General features: G+C 38.9%; 30 protein-coding genes, 1 tRNA gene and 1 other annotated feature. Of the genes, 22 read left to right on the top strand and 9 right to left on the bottom strand.

The genetic code is table 11. From position 1 onward, the window contains the following. Positions 1 to 141 precede the first annotated feature (141 nt). Positions 142 to 645, top strand: coding sequence for a S26 family signal peptidase (locus tag IGI50_RS11825; protein ID WP_010745683.1), 504 nt, complete (start codon positions 142 to 144; stop codon positions 643 to 645). Between the two features lie 35 nt (positions 646 to 680). On the opposite strand, the gene IGI50_RS11820 is transcribed toward IGI50_RS11825, so the two are convergent. Beyond that, positions 681 to 989, bottom strand: a complete 309-nt coding sequence (locus tag IGI50_RS11820) for a YtxH domain-containing protein (RefSeq protein WP_010745684.1) — start codon at positions 987 to 989, stop codon at positions 681 to 683. A 170-nt stretch (positions 990 to 1159) separates the two neighbouring features. Beyond that, complete coding sequence (locus IGI50_RS11815) at positions 1160 to 1525, bottom strand: ACT domain-containing protein (RefSeq protein ID WP_438777048.1); 366 nt, start codon at positions 1523 to 1525, stop codon at positions 1160 to 1162. Between the two features lie 134 nt (positions 1526 to 1659). Between IGI50_RS11815 and IGI50_RS11810 the strand changes: the two genes are divergently transcribed. The 8 genes from IGI50_RS11810 to IGI50_RS11775 all read left to right on the top strand — a co-directional run bounded on the left by IGI50_RS11810 (position 1660) and on the right by IGI50_RS11775 (position 6643). Next, a complete protein-coding gene (locus IGI50_RS11810) occupies positions 1660 to 2613 on the top strand; it encodes a zinc-binding dehydrogenase (RefSeq protein WP_438777047.1) in 954 nt (317 codons plus the stop codon). Between the two features lie 103 nt (positions 2614 to 2716). Further along, entirely contained in the window at positions 2717 to 3604 is an 888-nt protein-coding gene (locus tag IGI50_RS11805; protein WP_438777046.1) for a helix-turn-helix transcriptional regulator, read from the top strand. A gap of 66 nt (positions 3605 to 3670) precedes the next feature. After that, positions 3671 to 4300 carry a GyrI-like domain-containing protein gene (locus tag IGI50_RS11800; RefSeq protein ID WP_438777045.1) on the top strand — a complete coding sequence of 210 codons (630 nt, stop codon included), beginning with the start codon at positions 3671 to 3673 and terminating at the stop codon, positions 4298 to 4300. A 113-nt stretch (positions 4301 to 4413) separates the two neighbouring features. Beyond that, a complete protein-coding gene (locus tag IGI50_RS11795; protein WP_010745689.1) occupies positions 4414 to 4686 on the top strand; it encodes a hypothetical protein in 273 nt (90 codons plus the stop codon). Positions 4687 to 4809: 123 nt separating this feature from the next. Next, a complete protein-coding gene (locus IGI50_RS11790) occupies positions 4810 to 5370 on the top strand; it encodes a TetR/AcrR family transcriptional regulator (protein WP_438777044.1) in 561 nt (186 codons plus the stop codon). A gap of 58 nt (positions 5371 to 5428) precedes the next feature. Continuing rightward, complete coding sequence (locus IGI50_RS11785; RefSeq protein ID WP_438777043.1) at positions 5429 to 5845, top strand: hypothetical protein; 417 nt, start codon at positions 5429 to 5431, stop codon at positions 5843 to 5845. Beyond that, positions 5842 to 6264: a DUF2871 domain-containing protein gene (locus tag IGI50_RS11780; RefSeq protein WP_438777042.1), complete on the top strand. Its 423-nt coding sequence runs from the start codon at positions 5842 to 5844 to the stop codon at positions 6262 to 6264. Before IGI50_RS11785 ends, IGI50_RS11780 begins: the two co-directional genes overlap by 4 nt. A 1-nt stretch (position 6265) precedes the next feature. After that, positions 6266 to 6643: an HsmA family protein gene (locus IGI50_RS11775; RefSeq protein ID WP_438777041.1), complete on the top strand. Its 378-nt coding sequence runs from the start codon at positions 6266 to 6268 to the stop codon at positions 6641 to 6643. Positions 6644 to 6924: 281 nt separating this feature from the next. Here the strand turns inward: IGI50_RS11775 and IGI50_RS11770 are convergent, their stop codons facing one another. The 3 genes from IGI50_RS11770 to IGI50_RS11760 all read right to left on the bottom strand — a co-directional run bounded on the left by IGI50_RS11770 (position 6925) and on the right by IGI50_RS11760 (position 11110). Beyond that, positions 6925 to 8910: a LacI family DNA-binding transcriptional regulator gene (locus IGI50_RS11770; protein WP_438777040.1), complete on the bottom strand. Its 1986-nt coding sequence runs from the start codon at positions 8908 to 8910 to the stop codon at positions 6925 to 6927. A 248-nt stretch (positions 8911 to 9158) separates the two neighbouring features. Then, complete coding sequence (locus tag IGI50_RS11765) at positions 9159 to 10214, bottom strand: Gfo/Idh/MocA family protein (protein WP_438777039.1); 1056 nt, start codon at positions 10212 to 10214, stop codon at positions 9159 to 9161. Then, complete coding sequence (locus IGI50_RS11760; protein WP_010745696.1) at positions 10211 to 11110, bottom strand: sugar phosphate isomerase/epimerase family protein; 900 nt, start codon at positions 11108 to 11110, stop codon at positions 10211 to 10213. Before IGI50_RS11760 ends, IGI50_RS11765 begins: the two co-directional genes overlap by 4 nt. A 214-nt stretch (positions 11111 to 11324) precedes the next feature. On the opposite strand from IGI50_RS11760, the gene IGI50_RS11755 reads away from it, so the two are divergent. From IGI50_RS11755 to IGI50_RS11725, 7 genes are all read left to right on the top strand, one after another. Further along, complete coding sequence (locus IGI50_RS11755; protein ID WP_438777038.1) at positions 11325 to 12140, top strand: sugar phosphate isomerase/epimerase family protein; 816 nt, start codon at positions 11325 to 11327, stop codon at positions 12138 to 12140. Positions 12141 to 12150: 10 nt separating this feature from the next. After that, the gene (locus tag IGI50_RS11750) at positions 12151 to 13284 is read left to right on the top strand and encodes a substrate-binding domain-containing protein (RefSeq protein ID WP_438777037.1); all 1134 of its coding nucleotides are present in this window, start codon (positions 12151 to 12153) and stop codon (positions 13282 to 13284) included. A 17-nt stretch (positions 13285 to 13301) separates the two neighbouring features. Next, positions 13302 to 14795, top strand: a complete 1494-nt coding sequence (locus IGI50_RS11745; protein ID WP_010745699.1) for a sugar ABC transporter ATP-binding protein — start codon at positions 13302 to 13304, stop codon at positions 14793 to 14795. Continuing rightward, positions 14776 to 15771 carry an ABC transporter permease gene (locus IGI50_RS11740; protein WP_010745700.1) on the top strand — a complete coding sequence of 332 codons (996 nt, stop codon included), beginning with the start codon at positions 14776 to 14778 and terminating at the stop codon, positions 15769 to 15771. Before IGI50_RS11745 ends, IGI50_RS11740 begins: the two co-directional genes overlap by 20 nt. A gap of 22 nt (positions 15772 to 15793) precedes the next feature. Next, a complete protein-coding gene (locus IGI50_RS11735; RefSeq protein WP_438777036.1) occupies positions 15794 to 16972 on the top strand; it encodes a Gfo/Idh/MocA family protein in 1179 nt (392 codons plus the stop codon). Positions 16973 to 17048: 76 nt separating this feature from the next. Continuing rightward, a complete protein-coding gene (locus tag IGI50_RS11730; RefSeq protein WP_010745702.1) occupies positions 17049 to 17960 on the top strand; it encodes a sugar phosphate isomerase/epimerase family protein in 912 nt (303 codons plus the stop codon). Positions 17961 to 17971: 11 nt separating this feature from the next. Next, positions 17972 to 18916: an ROK family protein gene (locus IGI50_RS11725; protein WP_438777035.1), complete on the top strand. Its 945-nt coding sequence runs from the start codon at positions 17972 to 17974 to the stop codon at positions 18914 to 18916. A gap of 190 nt (positions 18917 to 19106) precedes the next feature. Here IGI50_RS11725 and IGI50_RS11720 read toward each other — a convergent pair. The 4 genes from IGI50_RS11720 to IGI50_RS11705 form a co-directional block, all read right to left on the bottom strand. Further along, a tRNA-Arg gene (locus IGI50_RS11720) sits at positions 19107 to 19180 on the bottom strand. A 60-nt stretch (positions 19181 to 19240) separates the two neighbouring features. Next, positions 19241 to 20080, bottom strand: coding sequence for an alpha/beta hydrolase (locus tag IGI50_RS11715; protein ID WP_438777034.1), 840 nt, complete (start codon positions 20078 to 20080; stop codon positions 19241 to 19243). Positions 20081 to 20179: 99 nt separating this feature from the next. Further along, the gene (locus IGI50_RS11710; protein WP_438777033.1) at positions 20180 to 20848 is read right to left on the bottom strand and encodes an O-methyltransferase; all 669 of its coding nucleotides are present in this window, start codon (positions 20846 to 20848) and stop codon (positions 20180 to 20182) included. Beyond that, complete coding sequence (locus tag IGI50_RS11705) at positions 20848 to 21495, bottom strand: uracil-DNA glycosylase (RefSeq protein WP_438777032.1); 648 nt, start codon at positions 21493 to 21495, stop codon at positions 20848 to 20850. The genes IGI50_RS11710 and IGI50_RS11705 overlap by 1 nt, the downstream gene beginning before the upstream one ends. A gap of 146 nt (positions 21496 to 21641) precedes the next feature. Continuing rightward, positions 21642 to 21713 (top strand) — a sequence feature (ribosomal protein L21 leader region). A gap of 20 nt (positions 21714 to 21733) precedes the next feature. On the opposite strand from IGI50_RS11705, the gene rplU reads away from it, so the two are divergent. The 6 genes from rplU to trkA all read left to right on the top strand — a co-directional run bounded on the left by rplU (position 21734) and on the right by trkA (position 25523). After that, the gene (gene rplU / locus IGI50_RS11700) at positions 21734 to 22042 is read left to right on the top strand and encodes a 50S ribosomal protein L21 (RefSeq protein ID WP_010740661.1); all 309 of its coding nucleotides are present in this window, start codon (positions 21734 to 21736) and stop codon (positions 22040 to 22042) included. Between the two features lie 17 nt (positions 22043 to 22059). Next, complete coding sequence (locus tag IGI50_RS11695; RefSeq protein ID WP_010745707.1) at positions 22060 to 22410, top strand: ribosomal-processing cysteine protease Prp; 351 nt, start codon at positions 22060 to 22062, stop codon at positions 22408 to 22410. Between the two features lie 12 nt (positions 22411 to 22422). Continuing rightward, a complete protein-coding gene (rpmA, locus tag IGI50_RS11690) occupies positions 22423 to 22716 on the top strand; it encodes a 50S ribosomal protein L27 (protein WP_010745708.1) in 294 nt (97 codons plus the stop codon). Between the two features lie 232 nt (positions 22717 to 22948). Further along, on the top strand, positions 22949 to 23428 hold the full coding sequence (locus IGI50_RS11685) for a hypothetical protein (RefSeq protein ID WP_438777031.1): 480 nt from the start codon (positions 22949 to 22951) through the stop codon (positions 23426 to 23428). Between the two features lie 219 nt (positions 23429 to 23647). Further along, a complete protein-coding gene (locus tag IGI50_RS11680) occupies positions 23648 to 23914 on the top strand; it encodes a SemiSWEET family transporter (protein WP_438777030.1) in 267 nt (88 codons plus the stop codon). 241 nt (positions 23915 to 24155) lie between these two features. After that, on the top strand, positions 24156 to 25523 hold the full coding sequence (gene trkA, locus IGI50_RS11675) for a Trk system potassium transporter TrkA (RefSeq protein WP_010745710.1): 1368 nt from the start codon (positions 24156 to 24158) through the stop codon (positions 25521 to 25523). Positions 25524 to 25525: the final 2 nt, after the last annotated feature.

Raw genomic sequence — 25525 nt, 5'->3', positions numbered from 1 at the left:
TAATAGTAACATATTAGTGTTTTTAGTCAAAATATATTTGATTTTTTATTTGATTTGAGATTTAAAAATAGATTTTTGTGATTAATGTGCTATGATATAAATAAGGGGATGCTTCTTTTTTGAGGGAGGTGGAAAGGTCTGTTGAAGAATAAAAAAATAACTGTTTTTTATGGTGTGCTAATTTTCCTTTTATTCTTATTAGCTGTTTTAACCATTGTCATCCCAAAGGTGCTGAGTGTCACGCCCTATGTCATTTCAGATGACAAGATGGCCCCGGAGTACCACAAGGATGGATTGGTTTTTGTAAAAGATGTCATAGAACCGATCCATGTCGGAGATACTATCACGTATTATGAAAATCAAGGAAAGGCAATTAAAACGCGTCGAGTATTAGCGGTAGATAATAAGATCGAGGGATATTTTGTTAAAGGGGATAATACTGACAAAGCAGAAATGGGCTTGGTTCATAAACGAAATTTAATTGGTCGCCCGCATTTTTATTTGCCGTACATTGGCTTTTTAGCTGATACGAAAGTCATGAATATTTTGAAAAGCACACTATTTATCGGTGCGATACTGATGACTCTTTCCACGCTTTTTTTCCAAACAGAGATGAAGCAGAAATTGAAGCAACAGATCGAATAAAAAGACCTTCATCCGAAGGTCTTTTTATGACGCTATTAATAAGAGAGAGACAAGCTTTCCTTCATTTCGTCTTTTACCTCTTTCATTTCATTTTTAGCATCTTTCATGTCGTCATTTAGTTCGTCGCGTTTCACTTTTAGGTCCTTTTTCACTTCTTTAGAAGATTCTTTGATTTCATTGCGACTATCAGTTAACCCAGCTTTAATCTCGTTTTTTGTTTCTCTAAGCTCTGTGCGAAATTCCGAGTTCCAAACAGGTCGGAAAATATACCGATTCACCGTCAATAAACCAATGCAAGCAATTCCCAAAATTAATACCATAATATCTAACCCATTTCTCTTCATTTTTATTTCCTCCAATTATCTAGTTTGTCCACCAACGAACGTTTCACTTTATTTTGTCTTTGATTTATTACTACACTCTCATAATAAGGAAAAACTGGAAGCGTTACGTCCAACTAAAGACCTATCTTCTTCTAGGATAAAAGGCTGGAAATTGAAGAACTGGCTACTTTTTATAAGACAGTATAGCCGGCTTGGGTTAAAACAGAGACGGCAGCTTCATATTTTTCCATCTTGATTAGAAGATAATCGGTATTAAAGGTTGAGACAGCAAAAATACTGATATCAGCCTCTGCCAAGACTGTGGCAATTTTTGCTAAAATCCCCACTAAACTAAAATCCAGAACCCCTTCAATCTTAAAGGCTCTCCAGCCATCTTCCCGTTTGATAGTCTCGGAAGGAACATTAGCTGTTGCAGAAACAATGGAATTTTCTTCATCAGTTCTTCCAATAAATAGAGGTTGTTGGGTGAAATCTACCTGGCTGAAGTCGGACACCTGATAAACAGATAATTCTTGAGGTAAGGGAACTAGTTTCATTTAGAACACTCCTTTCGATGATTGCCTCATAGTGATTAAAATCTATCAGAGTGTCGAACGAAATGCAATCTGATTTTTTGCTGAAAAAGGGTAGCCATAGTATATTTGAGGAAATAAATTAAGGAGTATTTGCCATGAAAGCATTGTATTTTGAAACCTTTGGCGGCAGTGAAGTTTTGCAATATGGCGAGCTTCCACGTCCTGTCATTAATGAGCATGAAGTATTAGTAGAAGTAGAGTATATCGGTTTAAATTTTGCAGATATTTATCGACGACGAGGGGAATACCATATTGAAAAGCACACGCCCTACATTAACGGCTATGAAGGTGCGGGGATTATTGTTGAAGTCGGTGCCAAGGTAACGAAACAGAAAATTGGTGAGACGATACTATTTGTAGATGTCCCTTTGGCAAATGCTGAATATGTGGCGGTTCCAAGTGAACAAGCGATTCCTTTACCTGAAGGAATCGACAGTAAGCTGGCCGCAAGTATCGGTCTTCAGGGGATGACCGCAGATTTCTTAGCTCACGACCTTGGAAAAAATGTATCGGGAGAAAAAGTTTTTATCACAGGGATCAGTGGCGGTGTCGGACAAATTCTTTCTCAAATGCTGGTGGCTGATGGCATTGAGGTGTATGGTTCTGCTTCCTCAGCAGAAAAACAAGCATTGGCCTTATCCCACGGAGTGAAGCAGGTTTACCCAAGTCGTGAACACTCGTGGGTTGAAACGATCGAAGGGCAATTTGCGACAGCGTATGATGGTGTTGGATCAACCATTCAGCAAAGTCTAGACTTAATCCAACATCGTGGCAAGGTTGTATTTTTCGGTATGGCAGGCGGCGATCCTATTAAAATCGATCCCGTCGATTTAATGTCAGAATCAAAAAGCATTTTAACTGGAGACTTGTGGGATTATCTAACAAGCTATGAAGAACGCAAGGTTCGTAGTGAACGTCTCTTCAACTATTTCTCCAAAGGACAAATTTCAATCAGCGAGCCAACTGTTTTTCCTTTGTCAGAAGGAAAACAAGCCCATGAATTTTTAGAAACAGGAAAAAGTATCGGAAAAGTCTTGTTGCAACCGTAATAGAGGAGTAAGCACTGCTTAGAAAATGGAGCAGTGCTTTTTTATGAAACCTGACATCAGGCTGCAGGTTTTCGATGCTATACTAAAGGTGGAGGTGAGGAGCATGGCAGAGTACCGACTTTTTCAGATGGTGTACTATTTAATGGATAAAGGTCAAACCACCGCGCCTGAGTTAGCAAAGAAGTTTGAAGTTTCGATTCGAACGATTTATCGAGATATAGATATTTTAAGCGCTGCAGGCATTCCTGTTTACACAACACAGGGAAAAGGCGGCGGCATTTTTCTTCCTGAAAAGTTTGTTTTGAATCGTTCGCTGATTTCAGAGGAGGAACAAAGGCATATTTTAACAGCGTTGCAGGGATTTAACGGAATGAATGAAGAGAGAAATCAAGAGCTGCTAAAAAAATTAGGCGCCGTCTTTCAAAAGCAGACGACGAATTGGATCGAGATTGACTTTTCCGATTGGCATCCACAGCAGGAAGAACTGTTTCAAGCATTGGAGCAAGCCATTTTTCATAGGACACGTATTTGTTTTCAGTACTTTGGTCGAGAGAAATCCAGTTCAGATCGTAAAGTAGAACCCTTGAAACTCATTTTTAAAGCAAGAGAGTGGTATTTATTTGCCTATTGCTGTGAAAAACAGGAGGATCGACTCTTTAAACTTAAACGAATCAAAAAGCTGAAGCGGACAACTGAATCGTTTGACCGCGTCGCACCAGAAAAAGTCCTTCAGCCTGAAAAAATCTATACAGCAGAAAGACTCACCATTCAATTAGCCTTTGCTCCAGAGCTGGCGTATCGTGTCTATGAAAATTTTGAAGAGGTAGAAGAAGGGGAAGATGGTCGGCTGCTCGTTTCTGCCGAATATCCCGTTAACGATAGCCTATATAGCTTCTTGCTATCATTTGGTGGTCTGGTGGAGGTTTTATCCCCATCCACAGTTCGTGAGCAATTAATCAAAAAAATCGACCAATTAAAAAGTATTTATTAAACCTGACACGAGGTTGCAGGTTTCACTCGCTATAATGAGGATAAAGTTGAAAGTGAGGGTGAACAAATGAAATATGAATGGAAAAAACAAGAAAAATATTTATACGGTGCAAAAAAGAAAGCGGAAATCGTAACCGTTCCACCACAGAAGTTTTTGACGATCAAAGGTGAAGGAAACCCCAACCATCAAGATTTTTCCAATCGAGTAGGCGTGCTGTACCCCGTTGCGTGGAGCATCAAGATGGGGTATAAGAAATTTTATCAAGCACATCCTGAACAGCAAGAGCAGTTTGAATACTCGGAGTTTGCCATTTTTCCGTTAGAAGGTCTATGGAGTACTAAAAATACACAGGACCTAACGGATAAAGAAAGCTTTGAATACAAAATCATGCTGCGTCAACCCGATTGGATTACGGAAGAAATGGTCGAGACCTCCTTAGCAGCAGTGCAAAAGAAAGACCCAAATGATATGCTGCAGGAGCTTTCCTTTGAAACGATTGAAGATGGGAAATGTGTTCAAATCCTGCACCTAGGTTCTTTTGATGATGAACCAGCTTCTTTTCAAAAGATGGATCAATTTGTAACAGAAAATGGCTTAACCCGTAAAAATTATCACCATCGAGAGATTTACCTAAACGATGCTAGAAAAACAGCGCCAGAAAAGCGGCGAACCATTTTACGTTATCAGATTGATTAATGGAAGAGAGCGTTTTCGGCTACGAGGGTTTTACTTTTTATTCGTCATTTTCAAGCACAACTTTCGTCTTCTTTCAGGCTTTCTAGTATAGTGGTTCTGAGGGAGGTGGAAACATGGAAAATCTTATCTTGATTGGACACATTATTTTTGGTATCGCTTCATTTGTAGGCTCTTTATTATTGACGATCGGTTTTAGAAATTCTTTCGCCAAATTGACAGGGATCCAAAAATCAGGCATTGTTTTGACCGTTGCCAGTTTGTTCGGAACGATTGCTTTTGCGATGCTGACGAAAGGCAATGTGATGGGCGCCGTACTATTCATCGTGTTAGGTTTAGCGATGTGTGCACTGCTTGTAGCACCAAAAGCTGTGAAGCAGAAAAATTAAGTTTCTTCGGCTCTCAACGAAAATAGTTGAGAGCCTTTTTTTGCGGATAAAGGAATTGACAGAAATAGAAAAGCGTTGTATTATCCAAAATGAACAACGTTCATTTTGGTGAGGAGGTGAATCATGAACAATCAAATAAGTTCAAAAGAACAGCTCATCGGGTATTGCAAAGAAATCGTTCGAGCGGACGGACTTCAAGCAATCAGTATTCGTTCTGTTGCTAAAAAAGCCGGCATGTCTGTTGGCGCGGTGTATAATTATTTTCCATCAAAAGGGGAATTATTGGCAGAAACGATTGGTAGTATTTGGTCAGAGATTTTTCATTTTTCTGAAGAGACCTTTCATTTTGATGATTTTACAAAATGTCTAGAGGCTCTTTTACAAAGTGTTGAACAGGGGAAAGCAATCTATCCTGACTTTTTTTCCTCCCATGCACTAGTCATGGCTTTTGATGATAAGATTATGGGCTCGAAAATGATGGAGAGATATTGGCAACATATTAAGCAGGCATTGCTAAATGCATTAACGCAGGATAAAAAGATTCGTGAAAATGTCTTCGATAGTCATTTGACTCCTGAGCGCTATGTGGAGTATGTCTTCGAATTATTTTTGTATACGATGGCAAATGATGGAAGTTATAAAGGCATTCTTAAGCTCGTTCGAAATTCGATTTATGCTGAATAGCGGACGAGTCTTCTTTTATACCAACATGAACATTGTTCATATTTCAGGAGGTCACATGATGGTTAAAAAATTAACTTTATTACTATTGGCTAGTGTCGTATGGCTCATTGCTGGATTTAACGTTTTAAAAATCGGGATTGAAACTTACGCAAATTATTTATCAGTAATCAATTTTTTATTATCAGTACTGGTTTTCTTGATTTTTTGGTTTATGGTCTTTCATAAGCTAACGATCAAACACACGGAGAGAATCAGTAATTATACAAAGGATCGGCAATTCATCCTCAATTTTTTTGATTTGAAGTCTTTTCTGATCATGGCAGTCATGATCACTGGCGGCTTGCTTATTCGGAAATTTAGTTTGTTGCCAGATCGTTTCATCGCTGTTTTTTATACAGGCTTAGGGTCGGCGCTCTTTTTAGCTGGAGTCCTTTTTAGCTATAACTATTTTGAAAGAAGGAAGTTGAAAAAATGAAAAAAGTCATGAACACAGCAATTATATATTTTGTCGCAGCGATGGTAGGGGGCGTTTTTTATCGTGAATTTACAAAGTTAAATGTATTTTCTGGTCAAACGGTATTGGGAGTTGTTCATACCCATCTATTGGCATTAGGGGTGGCAGTTTTCTTACTTGCGGCGATTCTTTTTAAAGTAACCAATCTAGAAAATAATCGATTGTTTAGAAGATTTTTCGTCCTTTATAATGTTTCACTGCCATTGATGGTGACGATGATGAACGTCAGAGGAATTGTTCAAGTAAAGGAGCTCACCATCAGTAATGGGATGAATGCCATAATTTCTGGAATCTCAGGACTAACCCATATAGGTGTTGCTATTGCGTTGTTCTTGTTTTTACGAGCAATAAAAAAAGAATTGATGGAAGGTGAGAAATAAGATGTCCACTTTATTATTAGCTGCTATTGTATGCATGCTCTTGGCACTAACTTTTTATACCATTGGCGTGTTTGCGGAAAGAAGACAAGGGATGCTGCTCCGTTGGCACGCGATTGTGTTTTGGTGTGGTTTCATTTTTGATACTACCGGAACCACCATTATGAGTAAGCTTTCGGGTGCTGGCTTTTCCTTTAATCTACACGGAATAACCGGAGCGGTAGCGTTGTTCTTAATGATTTTTCATGCCTGTTGGGCAACCGTCATTCTGGTAAAAAAAGATCGTTCTGCGCAACAAACTTTTCATAAATTCAGTATTTTAGTCTGGGCGATCTGGTTGATTCCGTTTGTTTTGGGTATTTTTATTGGGATGGGTGGTTAATGAAGCTCTTTTTGAAATAGTATTCTTTTAAAAATGATGGAAAAAACCATTCTCATATCGTCTAAAAATTAGATGAGGATACTCTCAGTAGGAAAGCCTATCAGCATGAAGTTGATAGGCTTTTTAGCCGCGTTCAAACAGCGATGTCTTGATAATAACTTATTCCAATTAACATGGTATGACCGGGTGGACAATTGGATGTAAGTGACAAAATAATTTTTTATACTCACAGAGCGCCTCTGAAACTAGTCTCAGAAGCGCTCCGTTTTTGTGTATAAAATTTACTTTCTAGCAAGCAGCTCTCGTAATTCTTTGGGCGGTTCTTCTTTAAAGATAGTCCGCCATGAGTTGAGTAAATTCCCCTTATTAACCATAAGTGGTTCTATCCCGATGAAGCTAGGAACATGTTTATGCAGAATTGATTGTGCTGCAGCTAAAGCGATGGCTCTTCCTTGTTCGAAAGGCTGTTGCGCACTCACGCATTTTATCGGTCCATCCTCAGCAATCACTAACGCGGAAGAAAAGTCTAAATCGACTGTCCCAACAATGATATCTAAACGGTCTAAAGTAGCTAATGCCTTGATGACTTGTTGCGCCGGTCCATCCCATGAGATATAGAGACCTTCTATTTCCGGGTGTTCAACCAACAGCTCCAAGGTTTTATCAAAGACCTCATTTTCACTTTTGAAGGAGGACTTCGCTACTATTTCCATTGCTGGAAAATCCTCATCAATCAGCTGTTGTGCCGAGGTATCTCTTTGATTGGTGGCATAAAAATCAGAGTCGAAGGTCATCAGCCCGACTTTAGTTTTGCCATTAGCAGCCATTTGTTCGCACAAGCCTCTGGCAGCAAGTCTTCCGTTGGTTAGCTCATTTACAGATACGACCGACACGTAATCGTTAGGGGTTAATCCCTTTGGAACATTGGTGATCAAGATTAATTGGCTAGGGCTGTCAACAATCTTTTTAAAGGCCTCGGCCGTTTTAGCGGTATCGGTTGGAATCGCAATAAAAATATCCGGCTCTAATGACAGGAGACTGTCGATCTGTTTGTTTTGCAGATCAGAATCGAAGTGGGCATCAGTCACACCGATAATGTTGATGTTAAGTTCATTAAATAGTTTATTTATCCCGGCTTCATGCAGGTTCATCCAAGAAGCTCCCGTATAGTGGAAAGATATGACTGCTGTTCTTTTCGTTTGTTTTATCTCAGCGATTTCTTTTTCCGTGAGCATAATACTGTCAATAGAGTAGGCTTTCTCACCGAACGGTCCCTTGGCAATTCCTGAGGTGGAATTTTGCAAGTGGAAGGTAGTAGGAACGACTTTTTTAACCTGCAAATCTGCCGAGTACGAGTGGAGGATATTCAAAGCTTCAGAAACGATGCTAGAAAAATCATGTTCAATACTAGTAATGGCTGGATTGCAAAGTGAATACCAAGATTCGCTGCCTAAGGAAATGACAGAAATATCTTCTGGGATACGATAACCTGTTTTACTAAAATAACCAATGACTTCATTGATAATTATTGGATCAACAAAGATACCAGTTGGCGGGTAAAGATTATCCTGTGAAAATAACTCATGCAGCTTTTCAAGCAGTTCCTTTTCGGAAAGTCGTCTAGTTGAAACAATCTTCTCATCAATCTCCAACTGGCTTTTTTGAAAAGCCTGTTTAAAGCCTAGAAGCGAATCGTTCTCCACTTTATCAGAAAAGTCGATATAGGCAATTCTAGAATGACCACTTTTTATTAAATGATTGGTTGCATGCTCTACCCCAGCGCAACTATCGCTTGAAATGGATGGTAGAGTAATCGTTTCATAGTTATTCGTACTGATTATTACAAACGGAATCTTGTAAAATTTTTTAGGAAATACTGGTTCAACCTTTTCTGAGTAGATTAAAATTTGACCAATAATTTTTTCAGCGAAGCTATCAAACATCACCTCAAATTCCTTCGTTATATCTTGATATTCGACAGGAATAACTAGGACATTTTTATTTGTTTGCTGCTGGCGAATTTCTGCTAGAACACCCATTTGAAATTTGTCAGAAAAGTTTGGTACGTACACCAATAGGATTTGTACTTTGTTCTCATTTTTTTTATTTTGCTTTAGGACAAAATTTGGAACAGAATCAAGCGAAGAGAGGACCTCTTCTACTTTTCTTTCTAACTCAGGGCTAACATATCTAGTTTTTCTAACAACGTGAGAAACTGTAGCTACAGAAACGCCAGCCATTTCCGCTACTTCTTTAATAGTCGTCAAAAAATCACCATTTTCTATTTTTATCTAATTCACATCATACTACAAGGAATCAGTAAAGTGAACGTTTTTATAATTGACAAAGAAGGCAGCGAATCACGAGTGGCAGTAATGAATCCTTACCTTGAAGAATACTGAAAGCCAATCAGTTTTTAAGAAAAAGCTTTTGGAAATTGTCCTTGGCAGAAAACACTTAGTCATTGTTGTTAAAGGCTAAGTGCTTTTTTACTTTTACCAGATTCGTTTTCTAACTATAGACCATTTGGAAAATGGAGGACTTCATTTTTTCTAGAGGCTTCAAAACAAGCATCGATAATTGTCGTTAGTCGTATTAGTTCTTCATCTTTGATAAAAGGTTCAGCTTTCCCGTCAATTGTTTGGGCAAAATTGTCATAAAACTCAACGACATTACTTTCTACATAAGGCAAAGGAAACGTTTCAACAGAATCATCATTTCTCGGGGCCATGGTTTTTGTGAGTCCGGCACCAGTTTCGACAGGAACGGCTTCTTTTGCTAACTCTCCAGTCAAGGTTACAAATTTTCCGTTTAGTTCAAAGTCTTCAATGACAGCTGTTCCAATCGATCCAACAACATACCATTCAGGTAATTCGATGAAGTTGGTCGTTCCAACTTCTAAATAGGCTTTCTTCAATGAATCAAAAACAATTTCTATTTTAAACCCATCGTCCACTTCATGATTCAAAAAATAGGTTAAAGTAGCATGTAGACTGATTATTTTTTGATTTGGAAATAGAAATAGTATTCGGTCTATTAAGTGAACACCCCAATCTAGTAGCATACCGCCGCCTTGATTTTTATTTCTGCGCCAATCTTTTGGAATCCCGCGAGAACCTTGTACGCGATTTTCAACATATAACAGCTCACCCAGCTTTTTTTCTTCGAGTAATTTTTTTGTGATTAAGAAATTTTCATCCCAGCGTCTATTTTGATGAACAGTAAAATTTTTTCCATATTTTTCTGCAGCAGCTAAAATTTCTTTTAATTCTGAAGTATTTAGTGTAACAGGTTTTTCTGAGATGACATGCTTTCCAGCTTGCAGGGCCTGTACTGCGATCGTCTTATGTGTATCATTTGGTGTTGCAATCAAAACGATCTCAATGGTGGAATCGTCTAATAGAGCTGACAATGAGTCATACTTTTTGATTTTTGATGAAATTGTTGAGTAATCCTTGTCTGAATCAATATCAAAAATGCCAGTGATCTCAACGTATTGGCTCTCCTTGATACGTTTGATATGCTGCTTGCCCATCCCGCCAAAGCCTACTAAGCCAACTCTTTTTTTCATGTTAAAACATCCTTTCTATTAAAACATTCCTCAATATATTTTTTAGAGTGAATAAGTGTTTGTTCAGCTTCGCTTTTGTTCTCACTCTTGAACTCTAAAGTAAGATCCTTTGAATAGTTCTTCTCTTTTAACGTTTCAAAAATCGTTCTCCAGTCAATGCTTCCTAATCCTAATGGGGCAGGTCTATACCAACCAAAATCATAGGGATGCTCCCGTTCTATCTGCTTTCCAAAAATTCCATATCTGCTGAGATTATCAGTTTCAACAAAAACTTCCTTTACATGAATGTTGAAAATTCTATCGTAGTAATCAGTGAGTGCTTTCGTATAATCGATTTTTTGCCAAATAAGATGAGAAGGATCAAAATTTAGTCCGAAATTTTGATTTGGTATTCTTGAAAACATTTCGTCCCAAAGCTCAGGACTGTAGGAAATGGTTGCAGGAAAGCCATTTTTGTCCCATGAAGGCATGGAACAATTTTCAATCGCGATTTTAATCTTTAGCTGTTCTGCATGGTCCACGATGGGACGCACAAGTGAATCTAGCAAAGTAAAGTTTTCAGCGATTGATTTACTGGCGTCCCGACCTATAAAAGTACTGATTTGTGGAATGCCATTTTCAAAAGCAAAGTCAATAAGCGCATACAAATTGTCAATATGCATCTGTCTTAAGCGTTTTTGTTCGGTCAAAATATTTTGATAATAGGCCAGAGATGAAATACGAACCTCATTTTCAAAGAGCTCGGAATTTAAAAGTTGGGTATCGAAAAAGCTCAAACGCTGGATCGAACTTGGCGTTAAGGAAACTTCTAATTGAGAATAGTTGAGTTGGTTAGCCAAATGGACCTTATCTAACAAAGACCCGTCAAAACAGCTTGTCAAAAATCCTAGTTCCATAAAAACACATCCTTTTTACGTAAATTTTATATTTGCATCTCAAAGATACAACGGATTAGAATTTTTTTCAATGTTTTTCTGCCTAGTTTACGATATTTAGCTAAAAAATGACGTAAAATCGAAAAAAATGTTGACGAACAGTGAGTGTGATGGTAGAGTGTGTTTGTGGAAAGCGCTAACACAAATAAATTTACGTAAAAAAGGAGTGGTGATTTTGGAAGTTGGATACATGACAAATGGTTTCGGCGGGTTAGTAGGTACAGGCGGAGGCGTCACCAATGTTCGAGAGGCAAAATATCTTTCTTTAATCGATGAAGCTGAAGTGATGAAGAAAATCTCTGAAGTTGGGTATCGCTACATCGAATTGTTTGATGGGAATTTGGAAAAATTTGATGATTCGCCAGAAAAATTGAAAGCGTATTTAGCTGAAACAAACACGAAGATCTTAGGGATTTATACCGGGGCAAACTATATTTATACTGATGCGTTCGAAGATGAATTTTTCCGTATTAAAAAAACGATTGAAAATATGAAAAAATTTGGAGCAAAACACTTAGTTCTTGGCGGCGGAGCGATCCGTGCTAAGGGAAATGGGGCTAAAGACTATCAGCTGTTAGCTCAAAATCTTGACCAAGTCGCACGATTTGCAGAGGAAAATGACATCATAGCAAGTTATCATCCTCATCTAGGATCAGCAGTTGAGACGCCTGAACAAATTGATCAGCTGTTTTCATTAACGACTATTTGTTTTTGTCCAGACATTGCTCATCTTGTGGCTGGCGGTGGCGATGCGTTAGAGTTAATCAAAAAATATCGCCAGCGAATCAAATATGTTCATTTAAAGGATTTGAAGGGATCGGAATTTGTTCCACTGGGCGAAGGGGACATCCCATTGGAAGAAATTATTCGCTACTTAAAAGAGGATGGTTTCTCGGGAGATTGGTTAGTAGAAATTGATGGTTACTCAGGGGATTCTAGCTACGCTTGCGAAGCTTCTTACAAGTTTTTAGAACAATTTTTTGAAGTATAGGAGGATAGTTATGAAGTTTATTAAAAAGATGATCGCTTTTTCATTAATTTTACTTTTTGCAACTGGATGCGGTTCGGATTCTGCAGCTAATAAGGATGCGTTAGAAAAAACAGATGGAAAAGACGAAATAGTGTTAGATGAAAACGACATAAAATCGACAGGACCAAACGGTGAAAAAGCCGCACCCGCCAGTTCTTTAACGCTGACCGATGAAGAAATCGTAAAATTAAAAGCCGGCAATTATTCAGCGGCAATTTCGTTTCATTATGCTGGAAATGACTGGTCCTCAGCTCAGCAAAAGGGACTTGAAGATACCTTCAAAAAATATGGGATCAATATTGTAGGAACAACTGATGCAAATTTCTCTGTTGAACAACAGGTATCCGACTTGGAAACCTTAACTGCTCTTAATCCAGATGTGATGATTAGTATACCCACAGATGCCAAAGCGACATCTGATGCCTTCAAGCGAGTAAGTGATCGTGGAATCAAGTTAGTCTTTATGGATAACGTGCCTGATAATTTTGTTGCTGGTGAAAATTACGTTGGAGCTGTTTCAGCCGATAATTACGGAAATGGCGTTATCGCAGCAGAACTGATCGGAGACAAGTTGAAGGGCAAAGGGAAAATTGGAATTATTCACTACGATGTTGACTATTTTGTGACGAATCAACGGTTAGAAGCATTTGAAAAAACGATTAAGAAGAAATATCCAGATATTGAAGTCATTGCAAAAACTGGTTTTTCAGATGTCAACCAATCTACCGAAGTCGCCGATGCTATGTTGACGCAAAATCCAGACTTGGAAGCTATTTTCGCAATTTGGGATATTCCTGCCGAGGGTGTCTTATCAGCGCTTACCTCTGCTGGGCGCGAAGATGTCTTTGTCAGTTCAATTGACTTAGGTGATAACATTGCCAAGGAAATTGCCCAAGGAAAAGTTTTAGGTGTGGGCGCTCAATTACCTTACGATCAAGGTGTAGCGGAAGCAACGATGGCAGCCTATGCTTTATTAGGAAAAGAGACACCTTCTTATGTGGCTGTACCGGCAACAAAGGTGGAAAGAAATACCATTGTTTCTGGCTATGAAATGGTTTACCACAAGAAAGCACCAGGCTTTATCACTGAAGAATTAGACAAATGATAGTAGAGGGTGAACGCATGCTTGATTCTATTTTAAAAATGAACAAGATTGAAAAAAAGTTTGGCGAAACAAAAGTTCTAAAGGATGTGGATTTTACCTTAAAAAGAGGAGAAGTTCATGCATTGGTTGGTGGTAATGGCGCAGGTAAATCGACACTCATGAAAATAATGACAGGCGTTTACTCGAAAGATGGTGGAGAAATTCGGATCGAGGATCAGCTAGTCGATTTTAAAAATCGCGAAGATGCCTCGAAAAACGGGATTGAAATGATTTTTCAGGAATTGTCTCTCGTTCAATCGATGACAGTGGCACAGAATATTTTTCTTGGGAGTGAGCTGCAAAAAAACGGATTGATTGATGAAAAGGAAATGAACAGGAAAGCACGAGCAGCCCTACTTAATTTGGGAATAGATATTGATCCTAAAGCAAAAGTCGAAAGTTTGAGTGTTGGACTAAGCCAGATGGTGGAAATTGCGAAAGCGGTTATTAAAGATGCTAAAATTCTGGTTTTTGATGAACCGACAGCCTCTTTGTCAGACGGAGAGTCAAAGCAGCTTTTTCAGTTGATTAATGACTTAAAAGATAAAGGTGTAACAATGGTGTACATCTCGCATCGAATGAATGAAATCATGAATATCGCGGATCGTATCACTATATTAAAGGATGGAACTAACGTTTTAACAGATGAAATCGCTAATTTATGCCTAGAGGATATTGTTTCGTTCTTTGTTGGCGAAAACGGACCGACTTTTGAATGGAAAAAACGTGAGTATTCACAGGAGGAGTCGATTTTAAAGGTAGAGAACTTAACCATTAACCACGCCATTTCCGAGATATCCTTTGAAGTGAAGAAAGGGGAGATACTTGGTATTGCTGGATTGATGGGAAGCGGCCGAACGGAGATTTTGGAAGGACTATTTGGCATCAGTCCAATTGAAGCTGGAGAAATCTATATTGATAGTCAAAAGAGTACGATAAAAAATGCTCGAGATGCTATAAAATCCGGTCTCGGTCTGGTACCCGAAGATAGGAGAAAACAGGGATTGGTATTATCTCACTCCGTGAAAGAGAACAACATTTTACCCATTTTAAAGAAATTGTCATTTATTGATTTCGTAATTGATGAAAAAGAATCACAAGAAGTAACTAAAAAGAACGTTTCGGACTTCAATATTAAAACATCAAGCATAGACAAAAAAATCAGTCTATTGTCAGGCGGAAATCAGCAAAAGGTTGTCATTTCAAAATGGTTGAACACAAATCCTAAAGTGATGTTATTGGATGAACCAACGGCTGGAGTTGATATAGGAGCTAAAACGGAAATCATTAATATCATTCGCGAGTATGCCGATAAGGGAAACGGTGTCCTGTTAGTTTCTTCAGAGCTTGCAGAGCTATTGGCAGCATGTGATCGCATCTTGGTTCTTTTTGATGGAAAAATAGTGAATGACATTAAGCGCGAAGAAATTTCATGTGAGGAGGAACTACAGCATGCAATCCAAGCAGGCTAATTTAGATAAAAAGACATCCGATACTAAAATCGATTTGAAAACAATCGAGTGGAATAAATACATGGTTTACATCGTATTTGTTATTGTTTTTCTGGCTTTTTCGATTTTTTTAGGAAACAAGGGTTTTTTAAGCTCCAACAATCTGTTCAATATTCTAAGACAAACGTCAATGATCTCTATCATGGCCGTTGCAGGAACTTTTGTATTGGCGGCTGGTCAGATTGATTTGACGGTGGGTGCGGTTGCAGCCATGACAGCCATGTGTGTGTCTTTGGTTTTGCAAAGTACGAATTCGATTATTTTAGCCTTACTAACGGGCTTAGGATTTGGTGTCATTTGTGGAGCGGTGAATGGTTTCTTAGTTACCATTCTTAAAATTCCAGCATTTCTTGCCACATTGGGAATGATGCAGATTATTCGTGGGTCGGCTATGTGGATTACTAATACCGCAGCAGTTCCGATCAAGAACAATCAATTTAATAGTGTCTTTGGTATAGGTAGCGTTGGTGGTATTTCTGTTCTAATTTTATGGACGATCCTGTTTTATGTAGTCGGTGTATTTCTATTTAACAAAACGCCATTTGGGAAACATACATTAGCCACTGGCGGTAATGAATTATCTGCAAAATATAGTGGGATAAATACAAATCTCATCAAGTTAAAGGTATTTATCATGTCAGGCGCATTCGCCGCATTTGCTGGGATTTTATACGCTGGAAGAATGCAGTCAGGAAGATACTCTTTTGGTGATGGTGATGAAATGTCTGTCATAGCAGCAGTTGTTCTTGGTGGCGCCGCTATGAACGGAGGCTCGGGTTCGGTTATAGGAGCATTAGTCGGGTCATTATTGATGGGGATTATCAAAAATGCTTTGATCTTGGCGGGATTGAGTTCTTCTCAACAAACCATTGTTCAAGGTGTGATTATTGTTTTCGCAGTTGCACTTAGCAATTTATCAAGTAAAAAAAATAATTAAATTTTAAGGGAGAGATATTGAAATGATCAAAAAAATTAACGTTGGACTAATCGGAGCAGGATTTATGGGAAAGGCACACGTAGTAGCATATTCGAATATGCCAAAATTCTTTTGGCCGGCTCCAGCAGTTCCCGTACTAAAGGTAGTTTGTGATATTGAAGAAGAGATCGCTAAAGAGGCAAAGGATCGCTTTGGTTTTGAAGAAGCAGTCACTGATTGGAAAGCGGTTGTGAATAATCCAGATATTGATGTTGTCAGCATCTGTACGCCAAACGACTCTCACGCAGAAATTGCGATCGCCGCCCTAGAAGCTGGAAAGCATGTCTATTGTGAAAAACCAATTGCCAGTACCCATCAGGATGCAAAAGCAATGAGTGAAGCCGCAGAAAAAGCAGCGAAAAAAGGTATTATCTCAATGTGTGCTTATCAATACCGTCGTGTTCCAGCTTTAGTTTTGGCTAAGAAATTTATTGATGAAGGTTCAATCGGCGAAATTCTAAATGTACGGGCACAATATCTACAAAGCTGGTCTGCTGATCCAGATTCTCCTCTATCTTGGAGATTCCAAAAAGCCATCGCCGGAGCAGGAACATTAGGCGATATTGCTACTCACGTGATTGATATTTCTCAATACTTAGCTGGGAACATCAGTGAGGTCGTTTCTACAGTGAAAACCTATATCAATGAACGCCCAGTGCAAGAAGGCGGAGTGGATTTATTAGGTACGGTGAAACTTAACGGCGATGTGAAGAAAGAACCTGTAGATGTAGACGATGAAGCATCATTCTTAGTTAATTTTGAAAACGGGGCAGTCGGAAGTATTGAAGCTACCAGAAATGCTTGGGGTCGAAACAACTTTATCTCTATTGAGGTTCACGGAACAAAGGGTTCGTTGATCTTTAACTATGAACGTTTAAACGAGCTTCAAGTTATGTTTGCAGATGATCCAGAGGATCGAAAAGGTTTCAAAACAATTTATACTGGTCCGGCACACTTCTATGGAGAGGTTACCTGGAACATTCCGGGAATGAACATTGGTTATGGAGAATTAAAAACGATTGAAGCGTACGAATTCATCAAGTCTGTCGTAAGTGGAAAACAACCGTCAACTAGTTTTGCGGAAGGCTACAAAGTGGATTTAGTCACAGAAGCAGTTATGAAATCTTCTGAGACAAAGGCTTGGACTAAAGTAGGGGAATAGTCGATTTTAAGGAAGAGGACCATTTATCCTGTTAATGGTCCTCTAATAAGGAAACATGTTGAAAGGAGTTTTATTTATGAAGCTAGGAATTGTAAGTGCCATTTTTGATCAAAGCAGCTTTGAGGAAATGATTGATATCGTAGCGGAGACGGGTTTAGAATGTGTAGAAGTTGCTTGCTGGCCTAAAGGAAAAGCAGAACGACGCTATGCGGGTGTTTCTCATATTGATACGAAGAACTTAACAGCAGAAAAAGCGCAAGAGATTTTGGCATATTGCGAGAAAAAGCAGGTAGAAATTTCGGCATTGGCCTATTATCCCAACCCATTAGATGAAAACCTGGAAAAACGGCAAGAAGTTATTGATCATTTGTATACACTCATTGATGCAGCCAAACTATTAGGTGTAAATTTGGTGACCACTTTCTTAGGAAGAATGCCGAGCAAAAGTGTATCTGAAAATCTAAAAGAGGTTGCCAGTGTTTGGCCGCCGATTATTCAATACGCAGAGGAACAAGAAATCAAAATCGGGATTGAAAATTGTCCAATGCTTTTTACTGAGGATGAATGGCCTGGTGGGCAAAATCTGATGACGACACCTAGCAATTGGCGGAAAGTCTTTGAAATTTTGGATAGTGATAACTTGGGGATTAACTACGATCCTTCTCATTTTGTTTGGCAGCACATAGATTATATAGAACCCCTTTATGAATTTAAAGAAAAGCTATTCCATGTCCATTACAAGGATATCAAGCTGTATCCAAACAAACTGAAGGAAGTAGGCATAATGGCAACACCTCTGGAATATATGTCACCAAAATTGCCAGGCTTAGGTGATGTGGACTGGGGAAAATATGTCTCTGCGTTGACTGATATTGGTTACAACGGATATACCTGTATCGAAGTTGAAGATCGTGCATACGAATCTGATTATGAAGATGTTAAGCGTTCAGTCAGACAAAGTGCCCATTATTTGCGGAATTTTGTCTAGGGGAGGTTTCCTTGGAAAAGCAAAATAAAAAGATAATCGGTGTAGATATTGGCGGGACGGCTATCAAGTTTGCATTAATGGACACGCAAGGGATAATTGAAAAAAAGTGGTCGATTCCAACAAATATTTCAGAAAAAGGCAGATACATTCCTGCTGAAATAGGTTCTTCAATCCTTAGTTCAATAGACAAAAATACTTTAAGAGCAGTTGAAGGTATCGGAATTGGTGTTCCGGGAGCGATTTCCTCAGATGGAGCAGTCGTTGTTCAAGCCGTCAATCTTGGTTGGGAGCAGCTGCCTTTGAAGAAAATGATTGAAGGTGAGATAGGTCTGGAGGCTTGCTTATTAAATGACGCGAATGCGGCTGCTTTAGGTGAAATGTGGAAAGGCGCTGCCCGCGGTAGAGAAAATTTGCTTTTTGTCACTTTGGGTACAGGAGTAGGAGGCGGCATCATCTTGAATGGCGAGGTATTAAATGGCTGTCATTCTGCTGGAGGTGAAATCGGTCATATTCCCATTAGAACTGATGAGAACAGATTGTGCGGCTGTGGTGGCAGAAATTGCTTAGAAACGTTTGCCTCAGCCAATGGACTTATGCTTTCTATGCGAAAAAAGCTGGAGCAGTTAGGTGAATCTTGGACAGAAGTTACTCCGCCAATCATTTTTAAAAAGGCGGCTCAGAATAATATAGCTGCAAAAGAGGTCTTAAATGACTTTACCACTGTTTTAGCTCAAGCTTTGGCAGGCATAATGAACACGATTGATGTGGAAGAAATTATTATTGGTGGTGGGGTATCCGAAGCAGGAGCCGATTTATTAGATCCGTTAATGGAAAAGTTGGAAATGTATGTTTTTCCTTCAATTAAGGATCACTTCTCTTTAAGAAAAGCTCTATTAGGCAATGATGCGGGAATCTATGGAGCTGGATATTTCTACTTAACTAAGAGTGCACGGTAATGTGCTATTTCTTTCTACAAAAGAATTGTCTAATTTGGTTTTACAGTATGAGTTTTAAATCTTTCCTATTTTGAAGTAGGGAAGATTTTTTAGTATTCAAATAGTAAGGAAAACAGAAATTCTTAATGCTCATTTTTGCAATAAAAAAACTGCTAGCATATTAAGCTAACAGTTTATAAATGATTAAATACATCACAGGAGGGATTCGAACCCCCGACCGTCCGCTTAGAAGGCGGATGCTCTATCCAGCTGAGCTACTGTGACAGTAGTTTTGCAACAATAGCTATTATAGAAAAACTACCTTTGCTTGTCAATGCTAATTCGTTATTTTACTGATTCAAAAAGATAATCTTTGATTAACTTCAATGTTTTTGGATTTTCAATCAGCGATCCATGGTCCGCCTGTTCGTTCACGATGATCTCTTTGTATTTTTCACTATCCCCGTAGATCATACGTCCAGCAAGCACACTTGTTAATGGAACCGTCATATCGGAGTTTTGATTATCGACATTCCCTGCGATGTTATAGACCGTGATATTCTTAGGTATATTCTTCTTATTTTTCAAATAGTATTTTAATAGATCACTCTCAGCTTTTGGCTTTTTAAAGGTCGTGCTATTTTCATTGTAGTCCCAAGAGGTATCGTTATACGGAGTACCCAAGGTAATTAAATGATAGAGAGAGGGATCATTGCTTTTTTGTTCATTTTCTAAATACCCAGTTAGGATCAATCCGCCATTTGAATAGCCTAAGTAATCGTACGTGTTGAAGGTGTAATATTTTTCCGCATACTCTAGCGCTTTTTGAAACCAGCGTGATTGTTTTGGCAGAGAGGGATCTGAGCCATCTTCAAAGGCGACAGCAATGATTGGCCGTTTCGTGTCCTTTGTAAAATGACCAGAGGAAGTGATGGAATCGTCTTTGTTCACGGTGATTTTTATTTCATCCACATTTTTTTCTGTTTGCTTTAATGAATCAACTAAAGGATCGAAACGATCCACATCGCCATTCGTACCTGGTACCATGATGACAGGTGCCGGAATCGGCAAGGGATCTGTTGGACTTTTGGATGCGTGGACATGGTCTTTTGTTTCTAATAGGATGATTCCGAGGATACACACCAAGATGATTGATATGATGCCTCCTACTTTTTTGTTCTTCACAGGAAACTCCTCCATTTCAGTTCCTTAGTCTACGCCAATTTTTTTCAGGTACAAGTAAAAAGGCGGAAATTCAAAAAAGTTTCAAATTTCCGCCATTAATTATTTATTTTTTGAAATCAATGCGACACCATCGCCTAAAGGCAATAGAGTAGAGGTAAGCTCGGGAGATTTTGTGACTTCCTCTAAGAACTCATTTAGGTGCCGATGAATCGAACGGTTTTTTCGAGGGATTTCTTCGATCGGCTGTAGGACCGTTCCTGCTTGGAAAATATCATCTACCATCAACACGCCATCATCAGATAACAGGCGTAAACAATCAGGCAAGAAGGTGATGTATTTTGATTTTGCACTATCCATGAAGATGAAGTCATAAGGTCCCTCAAGCGTGCTAAGCAAATCCGCGGCATCTCCCTCTAACAAGGTTACCTTATCTTCTAATCCCAATTTAGTAAAATTGGCTTTGGCCTTTTCGATCATGACTGGAAAACGATCGATTGTAGTAATCTTGGCATCTTTTCCAAGAGTTTCCGCCATTAAGCTGGCTGAAAAGCCAATCGCCGTACCAATCTCCAAAACATTTTTTGGCTGTTTTTGCTTCAATAGAAATTGAAGGAAGACCACTGTTTCATGAGGGATCACCGGCACGCCATTTTCATGAGCCAGCTCCTCCAATTCTCCTAATGCTCCTGTTAATTGTTTTTGTTCGGTGCGTAAGTAGTGCAGGATGTCTTCGTTAATAATTGGGCGGTACATCATTTCATTGCGCATTATATTTCCTCTTTCTCTAGTAATTTTCCTAATGTTAGCCAATCGTCCTTGATTTTTTCACTGAGTGAGCGATTATAAAAAATCGCTGCTGGATGAAAAAGAGGGACGACGGTGTATTCTTCTTTTGAGGGTTGATACTGATTTAGTCCATTGTTAAGCTCTAAGACCGTACCATGATAGATTTTGCCATGGCTTTCACTGATCTGCCACTTGGGTCCAAGCAGTCGCTGCAAACCGATATTCCCTAAAGTCGCAATAATTGTTGGTTGAACAGACACCAATTCGTAATCTAAAATTGGTGCGTGAGCCAATATTTCTTTTTTATTGGGTGTACGATTAGGATACACGGTTTCGTTTTCTTTGGTTCGTTTATTTATGCGTTCGACTTTTTTATAGGGGCGGCTTCTGACAGCACTAGTAATATAAGTATTTTCTCGAGTGAGTCCGATCGAAGCCATCGCCTGAATCAGTTCTTTCCCGGCTGCACCTGAGAAGGGAATATGATTGACGACTTCCTTTCGTCCAGGCGCTTCTCCCACCAGCATCAGCTTTGGATGCGTCGGACCTTGACCTGCAATAAAGCCTTCGAGCTGAAAATCCTTCGAACGTTCAGCTACTAACGCCACCAATTCTTTTGGATACTCCATTCTTGCCACCTCGCTTTACTTAGATGGAACCTTCTGCTTTGGCTGTCATCTTTATAATAGTAGAAAAAAGCAGGACGCACGTCAATAATTAATCATTGACTTGACCTATCTTTTTTAGTAAACTATGAATGTTGTAATTGTGGAACCCACAGCTACAACCGCACAGAACAAGTTAGTAAGTACTTCGGTCACTTGGGATGGCGAGTCTAAGTATATTATATAAGGAGGTGCCACAAGCATGTACGCAATCATCAAAACTGGCGGTAAACAAATCAAAGTTGAAGAAGGTCAAGCAGTCTACATTGAAAAATTAGACGTTGAAGCTGGCGAAAAAGTTGTCTTCGACCAAGTTGTTTTAGTAGGCGGCGAATCTACAAAAGTAGGAGCTCCTATCGTTGAAGGTGCAACTGTTGAAGGAACTGTTGAAAAACACGGCAAACAAAAGAAAGTCGTTACTTTCAAATACAAACCTAAAAAACATTCACACCGTAAACAAGGTCATCGTCAACCTTACACTAAAGTTGTCATTGACTCAATCAAAGCATAAAAAAGAAGGTGCCTAAGTTGATCAAAGGTACATTCACTCGAAATCAAGCAGGTCAAATCAGCGAATTTACTTTAACTGGTCATGCAGAAGCTGGTCCTTACGGTAGCGATATCGTTTGCTCAGCGGTTTCCGCATTAGCTATCAGTACAGTAAACAGCTTGGATGCACTAGCAGGTGTCATTCCGAACATCGAGACCAACGATGATGAAGGTGGTTATCTTCATGTGGCGTTGAATCTGGATGATTCCATGACTCAAGAGCAGATGAATATCTCGCAAATTTTGCTAGAGCATTTGTTATTAGGCTTGCAATCAATCGAAACTGAGTATTTGGATTTCATTGAAGTCCAAACAGAATCTAAATCATAGGAGGTGCAGCTCATGTTATTGAATATGAACTTACAATTATTCGCCCACAAAAAAGGTGGCGGTTCTACATCTAACGGACGTGACTCAGAATCAAAACGTTTAGGCGCTAAACGTGCTGATGGTCAAACTGTTACTGGTGGATCAATTCTTTACCGTCAACGCGGTACTAAGATTTTTCCTGGTGTAAACGTAGGTATCGGTGGCGATGACACATTGTTTGCTAAAGTTGACGGCGTGGTACGTTTCGAACGTAAAGGTCGCGACAAAAAACAAGTGTCTGTATACCCAGTCGCTCAAGAAGCTTAAGAAACTTGAAGTCTTAATCCTGTTAAACAGGGTTAGGGCTTTTTTAATAAAAAATCAAAATCATATAAAAAGGAATTTTTAAGTCAGTCTGTAAAGACCGGCTTTTTTTGATACACTTGTAGCAACAATGTAGAAGTTTTAGAGGTGAAGGACAATGGCAAAGAGGCAACGGACTTACTACGTGTCGAAAAACAATAGTTGGCATACGTACGAATTTTTAGAAAGACGCAAAATGGATCCGAAATGGAGAGGAGCATATCTTTCAGCTAGAGAACAACGAAAAAAAGAAACAATAATTTGCGTTTTTCTTTCTATTGTATTAATCGTCCTATTAGCGATCATTTTTATTGTTTTCAATTTTTATAGTAGAGAAACAAATACGGGAGAAAGTACGCTTATTCCTGTGTCTTCCGTGGAGAGTACCTTAGAGTCAGCAAGTAGTTCAACTAAAATTGATACTAACATTACACAAGAAAGTGATCAGTATTCTAATGCAATAGGTAACACAGAAGACTATTATTATTCACAAATGAAAGAAGCTTGGCAAAAAGCGCAGGAATATAGAGATTCAATAAGTGATCCTGAGGTTAAAAATGCTGTTCAAACCCCAGAAGGAGCTGTTAATGGAAAGTATACTGAACTTTTAGAATTGTATCCTAATGATAAGCAACAAATAGAGAACGCTTATCAATGGGTTATACGTGGACAATAAATTTGTCCTTTATGCTTAAAATCAAAAATTTACTTACTAATAGGGACTAGCAGCTATGAAATTTTGCAACTAATGTGTTTTAAAGGTAGTTTGTCAGATTTTTTATATTGTTGGAAAACTGCAATTGTAGAAATATTCACAGGGTTAGGACTTTCTTTTCGCTTCTTTTCTTAACTTACGGTACTATTTTAGTATTGAAAGAAGTTTGAGGTGTTTTTTGTGAGTAAAAAGGATCATACGGTATTAATTTTTGGGCGAATCGCTTCAGTGCTATCAGTGCTGATGTATGTTTCGTATATTCCCCAAATCATGAACAATTTAGCTGGAAACAAAGGAAATCCGATTCAGCCGATGGTGGCAATGGTCAACTGTATTTTTTGGGTCATTTATGCATCTATGCAAAAGAAAAAGGATTATCCGATTATTATTGCAAATGTGCCCGGCGTTTTTCTGGGGGCTATCACTTTTATTACAGCAATTATGTAGAAACAGACTAACACCTGAGACTAAAATGCGGTCTCAGGTGTTTTATTGTGTGCTTTTTTAAGGTGAAAAGCTACCTTTAAAAAGCTTTTTTTCTAGTAGAGAAGCAATCAAAGAATTAGTATTCGAATGTTTATTAATTTTACTTAAATTAGGGATATTCTTTTTCTGAATGTCCGTTGTTTTCTGTTATGGAAACGGCTAGAATGGTAGTTATAATACCATTTTTTAGCTGGAGGATAGAATGAAAATTATTATTTTAGGTGCTGGGAAGGTCGGCAAGGCGCTGACACAGCATTTATCTGATGAGGACTACGATTATGATGTGGTCGTCATCGATTTGCACGCAGAAAAAGTTGAAGCGATTGTGAATCAATATGATGCGCTGGGCATTGTTGGAAATGGCGCTACCTTCGATATTTTGATGGAGGCAGGCGTAAATGAAGCGGATATCATTATCGCTGTAACTGAATCGGATGAGTTGAATATCTTGGCTTGTCTGATGGCGAAAAAGATGGGGGCTCAAAATTCTATCGCTCGTGTACGGAATCCGGAGTATCTAAAACAACGCTCCTTTATGCGAGATCAGCTAGGGTTGACGATGATTATTAATCCTGAACTGGAGGCGGCAAACGAGATTCGACGGATCTTATTATTTCCTTCTGCCTTTAAGGTGGATACTTTTGTAAGTGGAAAAATTGAATTAGCTGAATTCCGACTTAAGGAAAATGCACGCTTGATTGATGTGCCATTGAATCGTTTGTATAAGGTCTCTAAGACCAATGTTTTGATTTGCGCTGTTAGACGTAAAGAAGAGTTAATCATTCCAGATGGAAATTTCGTTCCTAAAACGGGGGATCGCATTCATGTGATGGGGCAGCACCGTGATCTGGTTCGCTTTTGCCACGATATTAATTTATTTGAGCAAAAGACAAAACGAATCATTATCGTAGGCGGTGGACGAATTGCCTTTTATTTGGCGCGCCAACTAGCAGAGCACGGAATTCATGTGAAGATCATTGAGAACAATCCTAAACGCTGTCTAGAGCTTTCGCAGAAATTACCGGAAGCGACTATTATTGAGTCGGACGGCAGCGAAGAAGAAGTGTTGTTGGAGGAAGGCATTGAATCCATTGATGCTTTGATCGCATTAACTGGTTTGGACGAAGAAAATATCGTGATTTCTTTGTATGGAAAACAGATGAAGGCAAAGAAAACAGTCGCGAAGGTGACAAGAACCAATTTCCTCAATGTGTTGAATCAACTGGATATTGATAGTGTGATCTCACCTAAGAATATTATTGCAGGACATATTCTGCGTTTCGTGCGAGCGAAGAATAATAAGGACGATGACAGCAGTGTTAGGACCCTGCATCGTTTAGTGAATGACGATATTGAAGCTTTAGAGTTTGTTGTTACACCGCATACTAGCTTCTTGAATAAGAAGGTTTCTGAAGTGAATTTGAAGAATAATGTGTTGATCGCTGCAATTTCTCGAGAACGCGGGTTTGTGATTCCTAAGGGAGATACTGAAATCCGATTGAAGGACCATCTCGTCATTATTACGACAGATCGCAGAATTTGCTGCTTGAATGATCTGGTGAGGAGTTAACA

Source organism: Enterococcus sp. DIV0170 (genome assembly GCF_051710765.1).
Lineage (GTDB): Bacteria > Bacillota > Bacilli > Lactobacillales > Enterococcaceae > Enterococcus_A > Enterococcus_A raffinosus.
This window is presented reverse-complemented; position numbering and strand designations above follow the sequence as displayed.